Raw genomic sequence first — 17828 nt, forward strand, 5'->3', positions numbered from 1 at the left:
TCCGTTCGCGCTGAACGAAGTCGAAGTGCAGCCACCGTTCGCGCATGGCCTTCGACTGCGCTCAGGCCGAACGGATGTTCGGCAAAAGGGGGCGGCGGATTAGGCCGCGATCACGAACGGCTCGAGACCGGCGAGCATCATCTTCACCGGCGGCGTGGGTAATGCGCGCGGCGTATGCCCCTGCACCGCCTCGGCCATCTTCGCGATGTGCGCGGGCGTGGTGCCGCAGCAGCCGCCGACGATGTTGATCAGCCCGGTCGCCGCCCACTCCGCAATGAAGCCGCCGGTGGTGTGCGGTTCCTCGTCATAGGCGCCCAGTTCGTTAGGCAGGCCGGCGTTCGGATAGACCATCATCAGCGCATCGGCCTGCGCGGCCAGCGTCGCGACGTGCGGGCGCAGCTGCGGCGCGCCGAACGAGCAGTTGAGCCCGATCGTCAGCGGCCGGGCATGGCGCACCGCCGCCCAGAAGGCCTCGACCGAATGCCCGGACAGATTGCGGCCGGACATGTCGGTGATCGTCATCGAGATCATCAGCGGCACCGGCTCACCGCGCGCATCACCGGCCTCGATCACCGCCATGATGCCGGCCTTGGCGTTCAGCGTGTCGAAGATCGTCTCGATCAGGATGAAGTCACACCCGCCGTCGAGCAGCGCATCGACCTGATCGCGATACACCTCTTTCAGCTCGTCGAAGTCGATGGCGCGGAAGCCGGGATCGTTGACGTCGGGCGAGAGCGACAGCGTCTTGTTGGTCGGCCCCACCGCGCCCGCCACGAAGCGCGGGCGGCCGTCCTTCGCCTCGAAATCGTCGGCCGCCTGCCGAGCGATCTTCGCTGCTGCAAGATTCATCGCGCGCACCAGAAACTGGGCGCCGTAATCAGCCTGGCTGATCGTGTTGGCGTTGAAGGTGTTGGTGGAGACGATGTCCGATCCCGCTGCCAGATACTCGCGGGTGATCGCATCGATGATGTCCGGCCGGGTCAGCGCCAGCAGGTCGTTATTGCCCTTCTGGTCGAAGCCGGTGTCGTACTCGCCGCGGTAGGCGGCTTCGTCGAGGCCATAGCCCTGGATCATCGTGCCGAAGGCGCCGTCGGTCAGCAGGATGCGCTTCGCGGCCTCGGCGCGGAATAGATCGGCCTTGCTCATGCGGCTTTCTCCAGCGCCTTGGCGTTCGCGCGCAGCCCGAGCAGGTGGCAGATCGCGAAGGCCAGCTCGGCGCGGTTGAGCGTGTAGAAATGGAAGTGGCGCACCCCGCCCGCATAGAGCTTGCGGCAGAGCTCGGCAGCGACCGTCGCGGCGACCAGCTGGCGCGCGGCGGGGTGATCGTCCAGCCCCTCGAACAGGCGGCCCATCCAGCTCGGCACGGCGGTGCCGTTCATCGCCGCCATCCGGCTGATCGCGGCGAAGTTGGTCACCGGCATGATGCCGGGCAGGATCTCGATGTCCATGCCGTGCGCCGCCACCTTGTCGCGGAAGCGGAAGAAGCATTCGGGCTCGAAGAAGAATTGCGTCGTTGCCCGCGTCGCGCCGGCATCGATCTTGGCCTTCAGATTTTCAAGATCGGCCGCGACGGAGAGCGAATCCGGGTGGCATTCGGGATAGGCGGCAACCGAAATCTCGAAAGGCGCGATCTTCCGGAGACCCGCCACCAGATCGGCGGCGTTGCGATAGCCGCCGGGATGCTGCTCGAAGCTCTCGCCCGCCCGCGGCGGATCACCGCGCAGCGCTACGATGTGGCGCACCCCGGCCTCCCAATAGGCCCGCGCGATCTCGTCGACCTCCTCCTTCGTCGCATCGACGCAGGTGAGGTGCGCGGCGGCCGGAATCGCGGTCTCGCTGGCGATCCGCGCGACGGTCGCATGGGTGCGCTCGCGGGTCGAGCCGCCCGCGCCGTAGGTCACGGCGACGAAACGCGGCCCCAGCGGGCTCAGTGTCTGGATCGCATCCCACAATTGCGCTTCCATCTTCTCGCTTTTCGGCGGGAAGAATTCGAACGACACCTGTGCGTCGCCCGCCAGATCGGCGAACAGCGGCGCATCGAGCGCGCGGCGCGCCTCTTCGAGTTCGGACATCGTCGGCATCACGCAACCCTCCGGACCGACTCGGCCGGGCGCTCGCCCAGCCACAGCTTCACGGTCAATTCTCCGCCCGCCAGCGCCTCGATCTGCGCCGGGGCCAGCCCCGCCGCGCCGAACCACTCGGCCATCTGCTGATCCGAGAAGCCCAGGCGGGCGTGCGCGGCCTGATCGCGTAATTCCTCGCGTTCGTGCGGCGCGAAGTCGGCGATCAGCAAGCGGCCGCCGGGCCCGAGCAGCCTTGCCGCCTCGGCCACTGCAGCCGCAGGCTGCTGCGCATAATGCAGCACCAGATGGAGCACGACGACATCGGCGGACCGGTCCTGAAGCGGCAGGGCATACATGTCGCCCTGCCGTAGCTCGGCCTTGGCCATCTCCGCGCGCGAGGAAAGCTTGGCGCGGGCAAAGCGGAGCATTTCCGGCGAACGGTCGATCCCGATCGCGCTCTCCGCGCGCGGCCCGAGCAATTCGATCATCCGCCCCGTGCCGGTGCCGACATCGACGAGGCGTCCGATTGGCCCCTCACCCAGCGCACGGCCGATCGCCGCCTCCACCTCGGCCTCGGCGACGTGGAGCGAACGGATCGCGTCCCACTCCGCCGCATGGCCTTCGAAATAGCGCTCGGCAGCAATAGAGCGCTCGGCCCGCACCGCATCGAGGCGGGCGAGATCGCCCGACACATCCCCCTGTCCCCAGGCGTCGATCGCATCGAACACCGGCGACACCCGGTGCGGATCGCCCAACGCCAGGAACACCCAGCTCCCCTCGCGCCGACGGTCGGTGAGGCCCGCATCGGCGAGGATCTTCACGTGACGCGAGACCCGCGGCTGGCTTTGCCCCAGCACCTGCGCCAGTTCGCCCACCGAAAGTTCCATCACGCGCAGCAGCGCGACGATCCTGAGCCGGGTCGGATCGGCGAGAGCACGGAAGATGGCGAGCGCGTCCTTCATTGGGATAACGATATAAAGATATCCTTATATCGGTCAATCGCCTTGTGATGCCTCTTCCTGCGTGGCAAGCGGCAACCTATCTCCGGCGAAAGTGTTACACCGCCGTTCCTGAAAGGGGGGATGATTTGTCGACGCGCGCCTGGAAAGCCCTCCCCGCTCTCATGCTTCTGGCCGCTTGCGCGACCACCGGCCCCAAGACTCCGGGTGATCCCTACGAAGGCTTTAACCGCAAGATGTGGAAGCTCGACGAAGGGCTCGACAAGGCGGTGATGAAGCCCGTCGCCAAGGGCTATATCGCCGTGATGCCGCATCCGGTGCGCCACGGCCTCTCCAACATGCTCGACAACGTGACGGAGCCGTTCTCCTTCATCAACGGCATGCTGCAGGGCAAGCCCAAGCGTGCGCTCAATTCGCTCGGCCGCTTCGTGATCAACACGACGGTCGGCCTCGGCGGCTTCATGGATGTGGCCGGCCGCAACGGCTATCCCAAGACGCCCGAGGATCTGGGCCAGACCTTCGCGGTGTGGGGCGCCAAGAAATCGACCTATCTCGTGCTGCCCCTCTACGGCCCGACGACGATCCGCGACGGCATCGGCACGATCGCCTCGCAATGGGTCGATCCGTATCGCATCGTGATCCGCAAGGAACTGAGCTTCTGGCCCGCAGCAGGGCTTACCGCCTTCGAATTCGTCGATGCGCGCGCCAACCTGATCGACTCCGGCGCGGATTCGCTGCTCGATAGCAGCGCGGACAGCTACGCGGTCGCGCGTTCCGCCTATCTCCAGCATCGTCAGGCGCAGATCGAGGATCGCGACGACGGCGGCAACGGCGGCAGCGACGATGCCGCGCTCAACGCCGCGCTCGACGATCTCGGGCCGGACAACGGCGCAGCACCCGCCGCGACCGTTCCCACGCCGGACCAGCCGCAGCCTGCGCCGACGCCGGAGACCGGTGCATCGCCGAAATAAACCCGCCACACACTCGGCATTGCAAGGCGGCGCGCAAGGCGCTAGGCCTGCGGACGGCTTGGGGGGGCTTGCTGAAATATGCACCCGGTAAGCCGAACCAGTGCTCCGTCATCAGGGAAGAGACGCACATGAAGAAGATTGTCGCGCTGCCGCTCATCGTTGCGGTTGCCATGGGCGCTGCCGCCTGCTCGAAGAAGACCGACGCCGCCAACAACGCGGACGTTTCGGCCGATCTGAACGCGGCCGCCAACGACGCGATCGCCGACGTCAACGCCGCGACCGCCGACGCGACCGACAACTCGGCCGCCGCCGTGGACAACGCCGCCGCGACCGACGCGAACGCTTCGAACGCGATGTAGTCATCCAGGTCGGGCTTCAGCCCGATCGGTGAACGGAAAGGCCGCGCGCTCCTCACGGGGCGCTGCGGCCTTTTTGTCTAGCGATCATCCAGCCGATCCGCGGCGGCTGGCGATCTCCGCGCCGCTCGACTAGGCTTGGGCCATGCCACGCCGCCCCCGCCGCCACATGCTCGATCTCGGCGGCTTCCGCGCGGTCAAGATCGGCCGGCCGTCCGCCGCGAGCGACCTCTATTACGCGACGATGGAGATGAGCTGGCCGGCGTTCATCGGCCTCGTCGCCGTTTTCTTCGTGCTGATCAACCTCGCCTTCGGCATCCTCTACGCGGCGCTGCCCGGCGCGCTGATCAACGCCGCGCCGGGATCGATCGCCGACGGCTTCTTCTTCTCGGTCGAGACCTTAGGCACTGTCGGCTACGGCAACATGGCGCCGGCAACCCATCTCGGCCATTTCATCGCGGCGATCGAGATCCTGCTCGGCCTGTTCTTCTCGGCCACGATGACCGGGCTGATCTTCGCCCGCTTCGCAAGGCCGCGCACCAGCTTCGTGTTCAGCCGCATCGCGGTGATCGGCAGGCGCGAGAACCGATCGGTGCTGATGGTGCGCGTCGCCTCGACCCGGCTGCGGCCGATCGCCGACGTCTCTGCCCAGATGTCCTGGCTGGAGAAGGTGACGCTGACCGACGGGCGCTCCTACCGCCAACTGGTCGAGCTGCCGCTGGTCCGCTCGCACAATCCCTCGATGGCCTTCGCCTGGACTTTGGTCCACGAGATCGAGGACGGCTCGCCGATGCTGGAGACGCTGCGCGGCGACGGCGAATTCCGCCTGACCGTGACGGTCAGCGGCACCGACACCTTGCTGGCCAGCCAGGCGCTCGGCGGCGAGAGCTATCCGCGCGAGGCGGTGCTGATCGACCACGAGTTCGCCGACATGATGGACGACAGCCGGGATCTGCTGGAATTCGACCTGACGAAGCTCCACGACGCGCATCCAAGGGCCGGTTCAGTGACCATCCCTGTGCCCTGACCGAGCCGGGGCCGACTCGCATCGACAGACCCTTTGTTCGCTGCTCGTGGTTACAAGGTAGGTCTCGCGCTGAAACGCACTCAATGCCGATGACACACCGGCAATAGGCGAGCCGGTTGCGGTTGCCCTCCGAAGCGCCCATCCCGCCGCCCGGGAGTGCCGGTGTCTGGTTCCGGGGGGGAACTGCATGTTCGCGAAGTTGCGTTGCCGCCTTTCAGGCCATGTCCGGTCGCAGCGGCGGATTTGGGACGATGGCCTGAACTGGCGATCGGAATGCGTCCGCTGCGGCGCATCGCTCATCAAGGACGAGCGTGATCAATGGCGCGCGTTCGACGAGCGCAAGGATGCGAGCCCCCGGCGACGGGAGGAGCGCCAGACGTCGCGACAGGCAGAAGAAGAGGCCTCGCACAGGTAGCCGCTCGCTAGCTGCGCGAGGCCTCCAACGCCTGGTTGCGCGCTTCGCCCGGCGTCATGCCGTAGCTCTCGCGGAACAGACGCCCCAGATAGGCGGCGTCGCAAAATCCCCAGCGCTCGGCAATTTCCGTAATCGGCGCCCGGATCGCCGGATCGGACAGCTCGCTGCGCACGGCCTCCAGCCGCCGCTGCCGGATGAATGTCTGCACGCCACCCTCGTCGTGGAACAGGCGGTACAAGGTCGATCGCGAAAACCCCATCTGTTTGCAGAGCGCCGCCACCGTCAGCGACGGCGAGCCCAACCGGGACTCGATCTGCTGCCGCGCCTTATACTGCAGGGCGGCGTCGCCTCGCTCGCGGGGCGCGATCACGCCGCTATCGGCATAAGCGACCGCAAGCAGATCGAGCACGGTGTCCGCCAGCCGATCCTGCTGGTTGCCCGGAATCGCACCGATTCGGCTACAGAGCTGGAGGATGTGGGATCGCACCAAGCCAGCTCCAAACGAACTGGCGATCGCCCCGTTCAGATGCTCCACCCGTCCCAGCCGAGCCTCGGTGATCGCCCGCGGCACGGCGATCTGGATGGTGCGCGAGGAATCGGAATCGTGGCTGTTCGGACGGGCGAGATCGACGGCCACGATCGACCCCGTCGCGGCGTGGAAGGAGCGCCCGTTCGCCTCACCCCGCGCGCCACCGGAAACGCGGACGCTGAAAGTGACGTGATCGATGTCGTCGCGGCGGATTCTCTTCTCGTCGCGCGCCCAGCGCTGGCTGCCCATCTTCGCGTGCATGATCAGCAGCGAACCGAGCTGGAACGCCTCGGATGTCGTTCTGAACGGCACCAGCGGCGTCGTGTCGAACAGGATATTGGCGCTCGGCCAGTCGCGTTGCAGCCAGGCTTCGTGCGCATCGGACTGGCGCATGCCGTCGGTCGAGAAGCGGATGACCGGAATCAATCGATCGTCGGAATTATCCAGCAAAGCCATGCCCTTGCACCCCCGGCGCCGCTTGCTTGTGCGATGCAGCGATAATCCGGACTTTGCAAGATGAGATGTCCACGGGACTCGTCCGGTATGTCCGTATAGGAAAAGGGCCGGAGGATCGCTCCTCCGGCCCTTCCCTCTGTTCGGCGACTTCCGCGCGGGGAGAACCCCGTGCTGCGGATTAGAAGTCCATGCCGCCCATGCCGCCCATGCCGCCGGGCATCGCCGGCATCGCGGGCTTGTCCTCGGGCAGCTCGGCCACCGAAGCCTCGGTGGTGATGAGCAGGCCGGAGACCGAGGCGGCGTCCTGCAGCGCGGTGCGGACGACCTTGGTCGGGTCGATCACGCCGGCGGCGACGAGGTTCTCGTACGTCTCGGTCTGCGCGTTGAAGCCGAGCGTCTCGTCGTTGGCGTCGATCAGCTTGCCGGCGACCACCGCACCGTCCACGCCCGCATTCTGGGCGATCTGGCGGACCGGCGACTGCAGCGCCTTGCGGATGATGTCCACACCGCGGGTCTGGTCGTCGTTGGCGCCCTTCAGGCCGTCGAGCGCCTTCGCCGCGTACAGCAGCGCCACGCCGCCGCCCGGGACGATGCCCTCTTCCACGGCCGCGCGGGTCGCATGGAGAGCGTCGTCGACGCGGTCCTTGCGCTCCTTCACCTCGACCTCGGTCGAGCCGCCGACCTTGATCACGGCGACGCCGCCGGCCAGCTTCGCGAGGCGCTCCTGAAGCTTCTCACGGTCGTAGTCGGAGGTCGTGATCTCGATCTGCTGGCGGATCTGCTCGACGCGGGCCTTGATCGAGCCCTCGTCACCGGCGCCGTCGACCAGCGTGGTGTTGTCCTTGTCGATCGAGACGCGCTTGGCGGTGCCGAGCATGTTGAGCGTCACGGACTCGAGCTTGATGCCGAGATCCTCGGAGATCACCTCGCCCTTGGTGAGCACGGCGATGTCCTCGAGCATCGCCTTGCGGCGATCGCCGAAGCCCGGCGCCTTCACGGCCGCGACCTTCAGGCCACCACGCAGCTTGTTCACGACGAGCGTGGCCAGAGCCTCGCCCTCGATGTCCTCGGCGATGATCAGCAGCGGACGGCCCGACTGCACCACCGCCTCGAGGATCGGCAGCATCGCCTGCAGCGACGACAGCTTCTTCTCGTGGATCAGGATGAACGGGTCGTTGAGCTCGACCGACATCTTCTCCGGGTTGGTGATGAAGTAGGGCGACAGGTAGCCGCGATCGAACTGCATGCCCTCGACGACGTCCAGCTCGAACTCGAGGCCCTTGGCCTCCTCGACGGTGATGACGCCTTCCTTGCCGACCTTCTCCATCGCTTCCGCGATCTTGCGGCCGACTTCCTCGTCACCATTGGCCGAGATGATGCCGACCTGGGCGATCTCATTGGTGCCGGAGACGGGCTTGGAGCGCGCCTTGATGTCCTCGACGACCTTGGTCACGGCCAGATCGATGCCGCGCTTCAGATCCATCGGATTCATGCCGGCGGCCACAGACTTCATGCCCTCGCGCACGATCGCCTGAGCGAGCACGGTCGCGGTGGTGGTGCCGTCGCCGGCCTTGTCGTTCTGCTTCGAGGCCACTTCGCGCATCATCTGCGCGCCCATGTTCTCGAACTTGTCCTTGAGCTCGATCTCCTTGGCGACGGTGACGCCGTCCTTGGTGATGCGCGGGGCGCCGAACGACTTGTCGATCACGACGTTGCGGCCCTTGGGGCCCAGGGTCACCTTCACCGCATCGGCGAGGATGTCGACACCGCGCAGCATGCGCTCACGGGCGTCACGCGAAAACTTGACGTCTTTCGCAGCCATTTGAAATTCCTTGAGTTAGAATAGATTGAAGAACGATCTTGGGGTTCGGCTCAGCCGATGATGCCCAGGATGTCCGATTCCTTCATGATCAGCAGGTCCTGCCCGTCGATCTTGACCTCGGTGCCCGACCACTTGCCGAACAGGATCTTGTCGCCGGCCTTGACGTCCAGCGGGGTGACCTTGCCGGTCTCGTCCTTGGCGCCGGCGCCGGCGGCGACGACCTCGCCCTCCTGCGGCTTTTCCTTGGCGGTGTCGGGGATGATGATGCCGCCGGAGGTCTTCTCCTCGGCATCGACGCGCTTCACAAGCACGCGATCGTGCAGGGGACGGAAATTCATGAGGCTACCCTTTCCTCGGTGTGCTACCGGCCCCCGCCCCCTCCCGGCGGGAGAGACTCGGATGCCGGCATTGATGGCATTGTTAGCACTCCCCATAGGCGAGTGCCAGCGCGAGATATGGCGAGCGATGCGGAAGCGTCAAGGCGACCTCGCGCGGAAATTTTCAAGCCGCCGGACGTAATGCGTGCCTGCACCGGGACAGGCCGATTGCCAGCGCTCCGCCCATCCTCTAGCCCGGACGCAAGACGAAAAGGTGACGGCACGTGAAGCGCTTCTTCAAAGGTCTCTGGAAGTTCCTCGTCGGCGTGAAGGACGCGCTGGCACTGATCGTGCTGCTGATCTTCTTCGGGCTGATCTCGGCGGGCCTCGCCGCCGGCGGCAAGACCAAGATACCGGCAGGCGGCGGCGCGCTTCTAGTCGATCTGCACGGCAGCCTCGCCGAACAGCCCTCCGATGTCAGCGCGACCGATCTGATCTCCGGCGGCGGCGGCTCGGATCAGGACCAGTATCGCCTGCGCGACGTCACCCGCGCCATCGAGGAAGCGGTCGACGACGATCGGGTGAAGGCGGTGGTGCTCGATCTCGACGGTTTCACCGGCGGCGGCCAGGCGGCGATCAGCCAGGTCGGCGCCGCTCTCGACGACGTGCGCGCCAAGGGCAAGCCGGTGCTCGCCTTCGCGATCGGCTACGACGACGCCAGCTACCTGCTCGCAAGCCACGCGAGCGAGGTGTGGATGGATCCGCTGGGCGCGGTGCTGACCGCCGGGCCGGGCGGATCGCAGCTCTATTACAAGGGCCTGCTCGACAAGCTCGGCGTCACCGCGCACATCTACCGCGTCGGCAAGTATAAGAGCTATGTCGAGCCCTATACCCGCACCGAAGCCTCGCCCGAGGCCAAGCAGGAAGACCAGGCGCTGATCGATGCGCTGTGGGGCAATTGGCAGGCTGAGGTCGGCAAGGCCCGGCCCAAGGCGCATTTCGCCAATTATCTCGCGCAGCTGACTTCGGGCCAGACGCCCAACGGCACGCTGGCCGAGGTCGCCGCCTCGTTCGGGCTGGTCGATCATCTGGGTGATCGCATCGCCTTCGGCAACCGCGTCGCGCAGATCGCCGGCACGCCCGACAAGGCCGCGCCCGGCAGCTACAAGAAGATCGATCTCGCCGACTGGGTGCAGGCCAACCCCGCCTCCACCTCCGGCCCGGCGATCGGCGTGCTGACCATCGCCGGCGACATCGTCGACGGCAAGGCGCCGCAGGGCACGGCGGGCGGCACCAGCATCGCCGACGCGCTCGGCAAGGCGGTGGCCAAGGGCGACCTCAAGGCGCTGGTGGTGCGGGTCGACTCGCCCGGTGGATCGGTGACGGCGTCGGATCGCATCCGCTCGGCCATCCTCGCCGCCAAGGCCAAAGGGCTGCCGGTGGTCGTGTCGATGGGCACGGTGGCGGCGTCCGGCGGCTATTGGGTGTCGACCGCGGGCGACGTGATCTACGCCGATCCCGACACGATCACCGGATCGATCGGCGTGTTCGGCATCATCCCGACCTTCGAGGGATCGCTCGCCAAGGTCGGCCTGTCGGCGGACGGCGTCGGTGCGACGCCGCTCTCCGGCCAGCCCGACGTGCTGCGCGGCACGACGCCGGTGGTCGACAATCTCATCCAGGCCGGGATCAACCAGACCTACGCCCGCTTCACCGGGATCGTCGCGCAGGCGCGCCACATGCCGGTCGCGAAGGTGGAGGAGATCGCGCAGGGCCGCGTGTGGGACGGCATGAGCGCGAAGAAGATCGGGCTGGTCGATCGCTTCGGCAGCCTCGACGACGCGATCGACGAAGCGGCGAAGCGCGCCAAGCTCGATCCGGACAAGGTGCATCCGGTCTATATCGAACGCGAAAGCTCGGCCTTCGTGCGCTTCCTCAGGATGCTCACCGGCAACAGCAGCAGCAGCAGCGACGACGCCACTGCGGCGGTCGATCCGTTCGGCACGCTGAGGCAGAAGCCGGACCTGGCGCTGGCGCGGGCGCTGGGTGACGCGCGGCGCATCCTCTCCGGCCCGGCGGTGCAGGCGCGCTGCCTGGAGTGCGGGGGTGAACCGCCCTCGCCCGCCGACATCCGCGCCGCGCATGCGATGATGGCCAAGGCGGCGCTGTGACGCTGACGATACGGCCGGCGACGCCCGACGACGCGGAGACGATCGCGGCGATCTACCGACCCTACGTGACCGACACGGTGATCACCTTCGAGATCGATGCGCCCGACGCGGAGGAGATGCGCGCCCGGATCGAGCGGATCACCCCGACCCATCCCTGGCTGGTGGCCGAGGTCGACGGCGCGGTGCTGGGCTATGCCTATGGCTCCGCCTACCGAACTCGCGCCGCCTATCGCTGGGTGGCGGAAACCGGCATCTACGTAGCGGACGCCGCGCGAGGGCAGCGGATCGGGACGCCGCTCTACCGGGCTTTGCTGGATGAGTTGCACCGACGCGGCTTCGTCGCTGCGATGGGGGTGATGACCGCCGGCAACCCCGCTTCGACGGCGCTGCACGAACGGCTCGGCTTCGTCGACACCGGCACCCAGCCCGGCATCGGCTACAAGCATGGCGGCTGGCACGATGTGGTATTCTGGCAGAAGGATCTGGCGGAGAGGATGAGGGAACCCAAGGAACCTCTCGCCTAAAATCATCCGTTCGCACTGAGCTTGTCGAAGTGCTGCCCTTCTCTTCGGCCCGGCGCTGAAGAAGAAGGACAGGGCTTCGACAGGCTCAGCCCAAACAGTGGGGGGTATCAGCCCTTGTATCCCGGCAGCGACAACCCCCGCGCAATCGATCCGGCGCGTAGCCCGAACCCCGCCACCACCGCGATCAGCATCGGCCACGGCGCGATCAGCCCGAGCAGCGTCAGCCCCACGAACGACCCCGCCGCCAGCGCCGCCGCCGTCACGTACAGTTCGCGGCGCAGGATGATCGAGGGCACGCCCGCCACCACGTCGCGGATGATGCCGCCCATGCAGGCCGTCACCACGCCCATGATCGCGGCGGGCAGCGGCGGGATGCCGAAATGCAGCGCCTTGCCAGCGCCATAGACCGCATAGGCCGCGAGCCCCACCGCGTCGCACCAGTCGAGCGCACGCTCCGGCCACCAACGGCGCGGCACCAGCCATACCGCCGCGGCCGTGACCAGGCAGATGATCACCGGCACCGGATCGTGCATCCAGAAGACCGGCGCGTCGATCAGCAGATCGCGCATCGTGCCGCCGCCGGTCGCGGTGACGATCGCGAAGAAGCAGGCCGCCACGATGTCCCGCTGCGCCCGCGCCGCCGCCAGCGCGCCCGACGCCGCGAACACTGCGAGGCCGGCGCGATCGAGCCAGGGGTAGAGGGGGTTGAGCTCGGGCAGCAGGTGAGGGTGCATGCCCGGTCTCTACTCCGTTCGCCCTGAGCTTGTCGAAGGGCTGTCCTTCCCTTTAAGCGCTCGAGGAGAAGGACAGGGCTTCGACAAGCTCAGCCCGAACGGGTTTAAGGGGCGCCATGAACCTTTCGAATATCATCGCGGCCATCGTCGAGGAAATGCGCACCGCCCCGGATCGCGGCACGGTGGCAAGCTACATCCCCAGCCTCGCCAAGATCGACCCCGCGCAGTTCGGCATCGCGATCGCCACCGCCGAGGGCGAGACCTTCACCGGCGGCGATGCGGAGGCCGGCTTCTCGATCCAGTCCATTTCGAAGGTCTTCCTGCTCACGCTAGCGCTCGGCAAGGTTGGCGACCGGTTGTGGGGCCGCGTCGGCCGCGAGCCCTCGGGCAATGCGTTCAACTCGATCGTCCAGCTGGAAGCGGAGAAGGGCATTCCCCGCAACCCGTTTATCAACGCTGGCGCCATCGTGCTCGCCGACGTCAACCTCGCCGGCTATCGCCCGCGCGAGGCGATCGGCGAGCTTGTCCAGTTCGTCCGCTACGTTGCCAGCGACGAGACGATCGCAATCGACGAGACGGTTGCCCGGTCCGAGGAACAGACCGGCGAGCGCAACCGTGCGCTCGCCCATTTCATGAAGTCCTACGGGACGCTCCACCACGCGCCCGACCTGGTGCTTGGCAGCTATTTCCACGCCTGCGCGATCGAGATGAGTTGCCGGCAGCTGGCGCGGGCCGGACGCTTTCTGATGCTCGGCGGCCTGCACCCCGACGGTGGCCGCGTCGTCCCCGCGCGCCGTGCCCGGCGCATCCTCTCGCTGATGCTGACCTGCGGCCATTACGACGCAAGCGGAGACTTCGCCTTCCGCGTCGGCATGCCCGGCAAGTCGGGCGTCGGCGGCGGCATCCTTGCGGTGGTGCCGGGCAAGGCCTCGATCGTGGTGTGGTCGCCGGGGCTCAATGCCAGCGGCAACTCGCAGCTCGGCGGCCTCGCGCTCGAAAGGCTTGCGGAGGCCACCGGCTGGAGCGTGTTCGCGGGCTAGACCCCGCGGCGGCCGGTCACCAGCTGCACCACGATCACGATCAGCGCGATCACCAGCAGCAGGTGGATCAACGCGCCTGCAACATGGAAGCCGAAGCCTAGCAGCCACAGAATTACGAGGATGACGGCGATCGTCCAAAGCATGGTTCGTCTCCCTGCACCCGCCACCCAGACGGCGGGAAGACTTTCAAAACGCCACGCCTTTCAGTCCGTTCCGAATTTCGTGACGGGCTGACAACGATTGAATTGCCGGTTAATGGGAGAAGGGCTGCAGCGGGGGGCGCATGGACATCCACAAGATCAAACCGGTCCACGGCTGGCGGGAATTTTTCGGCGAGGTCGGCATCATCGTGCTGGGCGTGATGATCGCGCTCGGCGCCGAGCAGATCGCCGAGATCCTGCACTGGCGCGAACAGGTCCACGAAGCGCGCGACACGATGCGATCGGAGTTGCGGGACGAGGCCGTTCTCGCGATCGAGCGCAAGGCGATGGCGGATTGCGCGCTCGCCTATCTCAAGTCGGTGGATACCGTCGTACGGGCCGGGAAGTCGATCGATCCGAACACCCACCCCGATATCCCAGTCCGGATCTGGACGACCGATGCGTGGACGGTCGTGACCACGTCGCAGGCGTCCGCGCATATGAAGCCGGATGAGATGCTCGAATATGCCGGCCAGTTCTCGGCGATCCGGATCATGGCGAACTGGAACGAGCAAGAGACGCAGTTGCTCTCCGATCTGGAGGCTCCGGCCATCGACGCGACCGGGCGGGATCGCATTCTCCTCGCGTCCGCGCGACTGCGTTCGCTGAATCGGTGGATGGTGATCGCGTCAGACCAGTATCTCGCCAATATCGGCGAAATGGGTATCCGGCCGCTTCCCAAAGACGTCGCCGATATGCGGCACGGCCGGGATCAATGCCACCTTGGCGCGGACGGCAAGCCGCTCGCCGCGCGGCCGGAGTGGCCGACAAGCTGATCTGGATCAGCGCGCTACACCGCCGAGCACATCCGCGATCGCGCGCAACGTCTGCGGGCGGACCTGCACGCCGAGATGGCCGCTGCGTATCTCGATGCACCGCAGCCCCGGTTCATCCGGCGCGCGGCAGATCAGGCCGTTGACGAGGCCGTCGCTGCGGCTCCAGATCGCGGTGGCGGGGACCGGCAGCGGCTTCACGATCTCCATCCGCCGGGCGATGACGTCCGGATTATTCAGGCTCTCACCGGTCAGCCACTGAAACTGGCGCCACACCCGCGTCGCGCGCGGATTGCCGGCATAAGGCGAGGCGACGGTGATCACCTCGCGCACCGCATCGGGCATGCGATGCGCCACGAAGCGCGCCATGATGCCGCCGAGGCTTACGCCGATCAGCGTGATCGTCTCGCCGGTCTGGCCGTGCAGCTTCGCGACCTGCGCAAGCAGCTTGCCGCCCTCCGCGCCGATCGCCCGCGCGCCGAGATTGCGGCCCAGCCCCCAACCGACCGCGCGATAGCCCAGCCGGTTGAGATAGCGCCGCATGATCGCCATCGAGAAATCCGAATTGACCAGCCCCGGCAACAGCATCACCGGTCGCCCGTCGCCTTTGGGCGCCGCTTCCAGCATCCGGCGAGCAGGCACCAGCGAGGCGACTGCGAAGGCCGCGCGCGGCACCTCGACCGCCCACTGGCCGAAGCTCGGGGGGCGGTCGCGATCTTCGGACTTGGCGGGATCAGATATGGATGGGCTTTCCGGTGACAGCCATCGCCGCTTCCTTCACCGCCTCCGAGTGGGTCGGGTGGGCGTGGCAGGTGTAGGCGATATCCTCGCTGGTGGCGCCGAATTCCATCGCCTGCGCGGCCTGCGCGATCATCGTGCCGGCGACCGAGGCGATGCACCACACGCCGAGCACGCGATCGGTCTTGGCGTCGGCGATCACCTTCACGAAGCCGTCCGGCTCGTGGTTGGTCTTGGCGCGCGAGTTGGCGAGCATCGGGAACTTGCCGACCTTCACCTCGCCGCGCTCCTTGGCGGCCTCTTCGGTGAGGCCGACGCCGGCGATCTCGGGCATGGTGTAGACCACGCTCGGGATCACGTCGTGGTTCACGATGCCGGTCTGGCCGGCGATGTTCTCGGCCACCGCGATGCCCTCGTCCTCGGCCTTGTGGGCGAGCATCGGGCCGGGCACGACGTCGCCGATCGCCCAGATGCCCGGCACCTTGGTGCGGAAATCATGGTCGATCTCGATCTGCCCGCGCTTGTTGACCTCGAGGCCCGCCTTGTCGAGGCCGAGGCCGTCGGTGTTCGGCTTGCGGCCGATCGAGACCAGCACCGCGTCCGCCTCGATCGTCTCGGCAGCGCCACCGGCGGCGGGCTCGACGGTGAGAGTCGCCTTGCCGCCATCGACCTTCACGCCCGTCACCTTGGTCGAGAGCCTGAACTCCAGACCCTGCTTCTTCATGATCTTGTTGGTTTCCTTGCGGACATCGCCGTCGAAGCCGGGCAGCATCTGGTCGAGGAATTCGACGACGGTGACCTTGGCGCCGAGGCGTTTCCACACCGAGCCGAGCTCCAGCCCGATCACGCCGCCGCCGATCACGACCATCGTCTCGGGCACCTTGGCGAGCTCCAGCGCGCCGGTGGAGGACACGACCACCTTCTCGTCGATCTCGACGCCCGGCAGAGGGGTCACCGAGGAACCGGTGGCGATCACGATATTCTTCGCCCGCACGGTGCGATCACCGACCTTCACGCTGTCCGCGCTCTCGAAGGTGGCATGGCCTTTCAGCCACTCGATCTTGTTCTTCTTGAACAGGAATTCGACGCCGCCGGTCAGGTTCTTCACCGCATCGAGCCGTTGGCCATGCATGGTGTCGAGATCGAGCTCCACGCCCGACGCTTTGATACCGAGCTTGGCGAGGTGGCCGTTCGCGGCGTGATCGTAGAACTCGCTCGCGTGCAGCATCGCCTTGGAGGGGATGCAGCCGACGTTGAGGCAGGTGCCGCCGAGCGTCGCGCGGCTCTCCACGCAACCGGTCTTCAGCCCCAGCTGCGCCGCGCGGATCGCGGCCACATAGCCGCCGGGCCCGGCACCGATCACGAGGACGTCGAAGTCGTAGTCAGCCATCGAAAACTCCGTTCGCCCTGAGCCTGTCGAAGGGCTGTCTTTCTTCGCCTTCGCAAAAAGGAAGGACGGGGCTTCGACAGGCTCAGCCCGAACGGAGATATAAGATTTCGCGCGCGAAACTTACAGGTCGATCAGCAGCCGGGTCGGGTCCTCGATCGCGTTCTTGAGCGCCACCAGGAACGTCACCGCCTCGCGGCCGTCGATCAGGCGGTGGTCGTAGCTGAGCGCGAGGTACATCATCGGGCGGACGACGACCTGGCCATCCACCACCACCGGGCGATCCTCAATACGGTGGAGGCCCAGCACCGCCGACTGCGGCGGGTTGATGATCGGGGTCGACATCAGCGAGCCGAACACGCCGCCGTTGGAGATGGTGAAGGTGCCGCCCTTCATCTCTTCCATCTTGAGCGTGCCGTCCTTGGCGCGCTTGCCGAAATCGCCGATCGTCTTCTCGATGCCGGCGACCGACAGGTCCTGCGCGTCGCGGATCACCGGCACGACGAGGCCGTTCGGCGCCGAGACCGCGACCGAGACGTCGACATAATCGTGGTACACGATCTCGTCGCCCTCGATCGATCCGTTGACGGCGGGGATGTCGCGGAGAGCCTGCACGGCGGCCTTCACGAAGAAGCCCATGAAGCCGAGGCGGACGCCGTGCTTCTTCTCGAACAGATCCTTGTACTTGGCGCGCGCCTCGATCACGGCCGACATGTCCACGTCGTTGAACGTGGTCAGCATCGCTGCGGTGTTCTGCGCTTCCTTGAGGCGCTTGGCGACCGTCTGGCGCAGGCGCGTCATCTTCACGCGCTCCTCCTTGCGACCGCCCGACGAGGCCGGGGCAGCGGCCGGAGCCGGAGCAGCAGGCTTGGAAGCGGCAGCGCCTTCGATATCGACGCGGGTCACGCGGCCATCCTTGCCGGTGCCGGCGACCGTCGACGGATCGACGCCGGTCTCGCCCGCCGCGCGCTTGGCGGAGGGGGACAGCGCGTCGCTGGTCTTGGACGGCTCGGCCGGAGCCTGCTGCGCGGCGGCGGCCGGAGCCTTCTCCTCCGCCTTGGGCGCCGGAGCGGACGCGGCAGCGGCCCCACCTTCCTCGATCGTCGCAATCACCGCGCCGACCTCGACCGTGTCGCCCTCGTTCACCGTCAGCGCGCCGATCACGCCGGCGACCGGCGCGTTCACCTCGATGGCGACTTTGTCGGTTTCCAGGCTGGCGATCGCCTCGTCGACCTTCACGGCGTCGCCCGGCTTCTTGAGCCACTGGCCGAGCGTGCCTTCGGTGATCGATTCGCCGAGGGCCGGCACCTTCACTTCGGTGGTCATGGAATTGTCCTGCTTTCCAG

Annotated in this window: 19 protein-coding genes; 8 read left to right on the forward strand and 11 right to left on the reverse strand. The window is 66.9% G+C overall.

What is annotated here, in order from left to right; translation table 11 throughout:
• Positions 1 to 99: 99 nt before the first annotated feature.
• The 3 genes from HZF05_RS21205 to HZF05_RS21215 are packed head-to-tail and all read right to left on the reverse strand — an operon-like array spanning position 100 to position 3025.
• Positions 100 to 1146 carry a homocysteine S-methyltransferase family protein gene (locus tag HZF05_RS21205; protein WP_160364437.1) on the reverse strand — a complete coding sequence of 349 codons (1047 nt, stop codon included), beginning with the start codon at positions 1144 to 1146 and terminating at the stop codon, positions 100 to 102.
• Positions 1143 to 2081, reverse strand: a complete 939-nt coding sequence (gene metF / locus HZF05_RS21210) for a methylenetetrahydrofolate reductase [NAD(P)H] (RefSeq protein WP_160364438.1) — start codon at positions 2079 to 2081, stop codon at positions 1143 to 1145. Before metF ends, HZF05_RS21205 begins: the two co-directional genes overlap by 4 nt.
• Positions 2081 to 3025: an ArsR/SmtB family transcription factor gene (locus HZF05_RS21215; RefSeq protein WP_160364439.1), complete on the reverse strand. Its 945-nt coding sequence runs from the start codon at positions 3023 to 3025 to the stop codon at positions 2081 to 2083. The genes metF and HZF05_RS21215 overlap by 1 nt, the downstream gene beginning before the upstream one ends.
• 125 nt (positions 3026 to 3150) lie before the next feature.
• Between HZF05_RS21215 and HZF05_RS21220 the strand changes: the two genes are divergently transcribed.
• From HZF05_RS21220 to HZF05_RS21235, 4 genes are all read left to right on the forward strand, one after another.
• The gene (locus HZF05_RS21220) at positions 3151 to 3993 is read left to right on the forward strand and encodes an MlaA family lipoprotein (protein ID WP_160364440.1); all 843 of its coding nucleotides are present in this window, start codon (positions 3151 to 3153) and stop codon (positions 3991 to 3993) included.
• A 128-nt stretch (positions 3994 to 4121) separates the two neighbouring features.
• On the forward strand, positions 4122 to 4352 hold the full coding sequence (locus HZF05_RS21225; protein WP_160364441.1) for a hypothetical protein: 231 nt from the start codon (positions 4122 to 4124) through the stop codon (positions 4350 to 4352).
• Between the two features lie 142 nt (positions 4353 to 4494).
• Entirely contained in the window at positions 4495 to 5376 is an 882-nt protein-coding gene (locus HZF05_RS21230; RefSeq protein ID WP_160364442.1) for an ion channel, read from the forward strand.
• A gap of 187 nt (positions 5377 to 5563) precedes the next feature.
• Complete coding sequence (locus HZF05_RS21235) at positions 5564 to 5791, forward strand: hypothetical protein (RefSeq protein ID WP_160364443.1); 228 nt, start codon at positions 5564 to 5566, stop codon at positions 5789 to 5791.
• A gap of 7 nt (positions 5792 to 5798) precedes the next feature.
• On the opposite strand, the gene HZF05_RS21240 is transcribed toward HZF05_RS21235, so the two are convergent.
• The 3 genes from HZF05_RS21240 to groES form a co-directional block, all read right to left on the reverse strand.
• On the reverse strand, positions 5799 to 6776 hold the full coding sequence (locus HZF05_RS21240; RefSeq protein ID WP_160364444.1) for a helix-turn-helix domain-containing protein: 978 nt from the start codon (positions 6774 to 6776) through the stop codon (positions 5799 to 5801).
• Positions 6777 to 6954: 178 nt separating this feature from the next.
• Positions 6955 to 8598, reverse strand: coding sequence for a chaperonin GroEL (groL, locus tag HZF05_RS21245; protein ID WP_160364445.1), 1644 nt, complete (start codon positions 8596 to 8598; stop codon positions 6955 to 6957).
• A gap of 50 nt (positions 8599 to 8648) precedes the next feature.
• On the reverse strand, positions 8649 to 8936 hold the full coding sequence (gene groES, locus HZF05_RS21250; protein WP_160364446.1) for a co-chaperone GroES: 288 nt from the start codon (positions 8934 to 8936) through the stop codon (positions 8649 to 8651).
• 263 nt (positions 8937 to 9199) lie between these two features.
• Here groES and sppA point away from each other — a divergent pair, with 263 nt between their 5' ends.
• Positions 9200 to 11086, forward strand: coding sequence for a signal peptide peptidase SppA (gene sppA / locus HZF05_RS21255; protein WP_160364447.1), 1887 nt, complete (start codon positions 9200 to 9202; stop codon positions 11084 to 11086).
• Positions 11083 to 11610, forward strand: coding sequence for a GNAT family N-acetyltransferase (locus HZF05_RS21260; RefSeq protein ID WP_343046935.1), 528 nt, complete (start codon positions 11083 to 11085; stop codon positions 11608 to 11610). Before sppA ends, HZF05_RS21260 begins: the two co-directional genes overlap by 4 nt.
• A gap of 107 nt (positions 11611 to 11717) precedes the next feature.
• Here HZF05_RS21260 and HZF05_RS21265 read toward each other — a convergent pair whose 3' ends face one another.
• Positions 11718 to 12344 (reverse strand): trimeric intracellular cation channel family protein, encoded by a 627-nt coding sequence (locus tag HZF05_RS21265; RefSeq protein ID WP_160364448.1) that lies wholly within the window; start codon positions 12342 to 12344, stop codon positions 11718 to 11720.
• Positions 12345 to 12460: 116 nt separating this feature from the next.
• Between HZF05_RS21265 and HZF05_RS21270 the strand changes: the two genes are divergently transcribed.
• Entirely contained in the window at positions 12461 to 13384 is a 924-nt protein-coding gene (locus tag HZF05_RS21270; protein ID WP_160364449.1) for a glutaminase, read from the forward strand.
• On the opposite strand, the gene HZF05_RS21275 is transcribed toward HZF05_RS21270, so the two are convergent.
• The gene (locus HZF05_RS21275) at positions 13381 to 13527 is read right to left on the reverse strand and encodes a lmo0937 family membrane protein (RefSeq protein WP_160364450.1); all 147 of its coding nucleotides are present in this window, start codon (positions 13525 to 13527) and stop codon (positions 13381 to 13383) included. The genes HZF05_RS21270 and HZF05_RS21275 overlap by 4 nt on opposite strands.
• A 140-nt stretch (positions 13528 to 13667) precedes the next feature.
• Between HZF05_RS21275 and HZF05_RS21280 the strand changes: the two genes are divergently transcribed.
• The gene (locus HZF05_RS21280; protein ID WP_160364451.1) at positions 13668 to 14360 is read left to right on the forward strand and encodes a hypothetical protein; all 693 of its coding nucleotides are present in this window, start codon (positions 13668 to 13670) and stop codon (positions 14358 to 14360) included.
• A gap of 6 nt (positions 14361 to 14366) precedes the next feature.
• Here the strand turns inward: HZF05_RS21280 and HZF05_RS21285 are convergent, their stop codons facing one another.
• The 3 genes from HZF05_RS21285 to odhB all read right to left on the reverse strand — a co-directional run bounded on the left by HZF05_RS21285 (position 14367) and on the right by odhB (position 17808).
• The gene (locus HZF05_RS21285; RefSeq protein WP_343046936.1) at positions 14367 to 15032 is read right to left on the reverse strand and encodes an esterase/lipase family protein; all 666 of its coding nucleotides are present in this window, start codon (positions 15030 to 15032) and stop codon (positions 14367 to 14369) included.
• A 58-nt stretch (positions 15033 to 15090) separates the two neighbouring features.
• On the reverse strand, positions 15091 to 16485 hold the full coding sequence (gene lpdA / locus HZF05_RS21290; protein ID WP_160364452.1) for a dihydrolipoyl dehydrogenase: 1395 nt from the start codon (positions 16483 to 16485) through the stop codon (positions 15091 to 15093).
• A 120-nt stretch (positions 16486 to 16605) separates the two neighbouring features.
• Positions 16606 to 17808, reverse strand: coding sequence for a 2-oxoglutarate dehydrogenase complex dihydrolipoyllysine-residue succinyltransferase (gene odhB, locus HZF05_RS21295; RefSeq protein ID WP_160364453.1), 1203 nt, complete (start codon positions 17806 to 17808; stop codon positions 16606 to 16608).
• Between the last annotated feature and the right edge of the window lie 20 nt (positions 17809 to 17828).

It is taken from the genome of Sphingomonas chungangi, assembly GCF_013778325.1.
GTDB lineage: Bacteria > Pseudomonadota > Alphaproteobacteria > Sphingomonadales > Sphingomonadaceae > Solisphingomonas > Solisphingomonas chungangi.

Bases quoted from the DNA above. Each gene is read 5' to 3' on its own strand.
- HZF05_RS21205 (WP_160364437.1), bottom strand. From the start codon at position 1,146: ATGAGCAAGGCCGATCTATTCCGCGCCGAGGCCGCGAAGCGCATCCTG.
- metF (WP_160364438.1), bottom strand. From the start codon at position 2,081: ATGCCGACGATGTCCGAACTCGAAGAGGCGCGCCGCGCGCTCGATGCG.
- HZF05_RS21215 (WP_160364439.1), bottom strand. From the start codon at position 3,025: ATGAAGGACGCGCTCGCCATCTTCCGTGCTCTCGCCGATCCGACCCGG.
- HZF05_RS21225 (WP_160364441.1), top strand. From the start codon at position 4,122: ATGAAGAAGATTGTCGCGCTGCCGCTCATCGTTGCGGTTGCCATGGGC.
- HZF05_RS21230 (WP_160364442.1), top strand. From the start codon at position 4,495: ATGCCACGCCGCCCCCGCCGCCACATGCTCGATCTCGGCGGCTTCCGC.
- HZF05_RS21235 (WP_160364443.1), top strand. From the start codon at position 5,564: ATGTTCGCGAAGTTGCGTTGCCGCCTTTCAGGCCATGTCCGGTCGCAG.
- HZF05_RS21240 (WP_160364444.1), bottom strand. From the start codon at position 6,776: ATGGCTTTGCTGGATAATTCCGACGATCGATTGATTCCGGTCATCCGC.
- groL (WP_160364445.1), bottom strand. From the start codon at position 8,598: ATGGCTGCGAAAGACGTCAAGTTTTCGCGTGACGCCCGTGAGCGCATG.
- groES (WP_160364446.1), bottom strand. From the start codon at position 8,936: ATGAATTTCCGTCCCCTGCACGATCGCGTGCTTGTGAAGCGCGTCGAT.
- HZF05_RS21265 (WP_160364448.1), bottom strand. From the start codon at position 12,344: ATGCACCCTCACCTGCTGCCCGAGCTCAACCCCCTCTACCCCTGGCTC.
- HZF05_RS21270 (WP_160364449.1), top strand. From the start codon at position 12,461: ATGAACCTTTCGAATATCATCGCGGCCATCGTCGAGGAAATGCGCACC.
- HZF05_RS21275 (WP_160364450.1), bottom strand. From the start codon at position 13,527: ATGCTTTGGACGATCGCCGTCATCCTCGTAATTCTGTGGCTGCTAGGC.
- HZF05_RS21280 (WP_160364451.1), top strand. From the start codon at position 13,668: ATGGACATCCACAAGATCAAACCGGTCCACGGCTGGCGGGAATTTTTC.
- lpdA (WP_160364452.1), bottom strand. From the start codon at position 16,485: ATGGCTGACTACGACTTCGACGTCCTCGTGATCGGTGCCGGGCCCGGC.
- odhB (WP_160364453.1), bottom strand. From the start codon at position 17,808: ATGACCACCGAAGTGAAGGTGCCGGCCCTCGGCGAATCGATCACCGAA.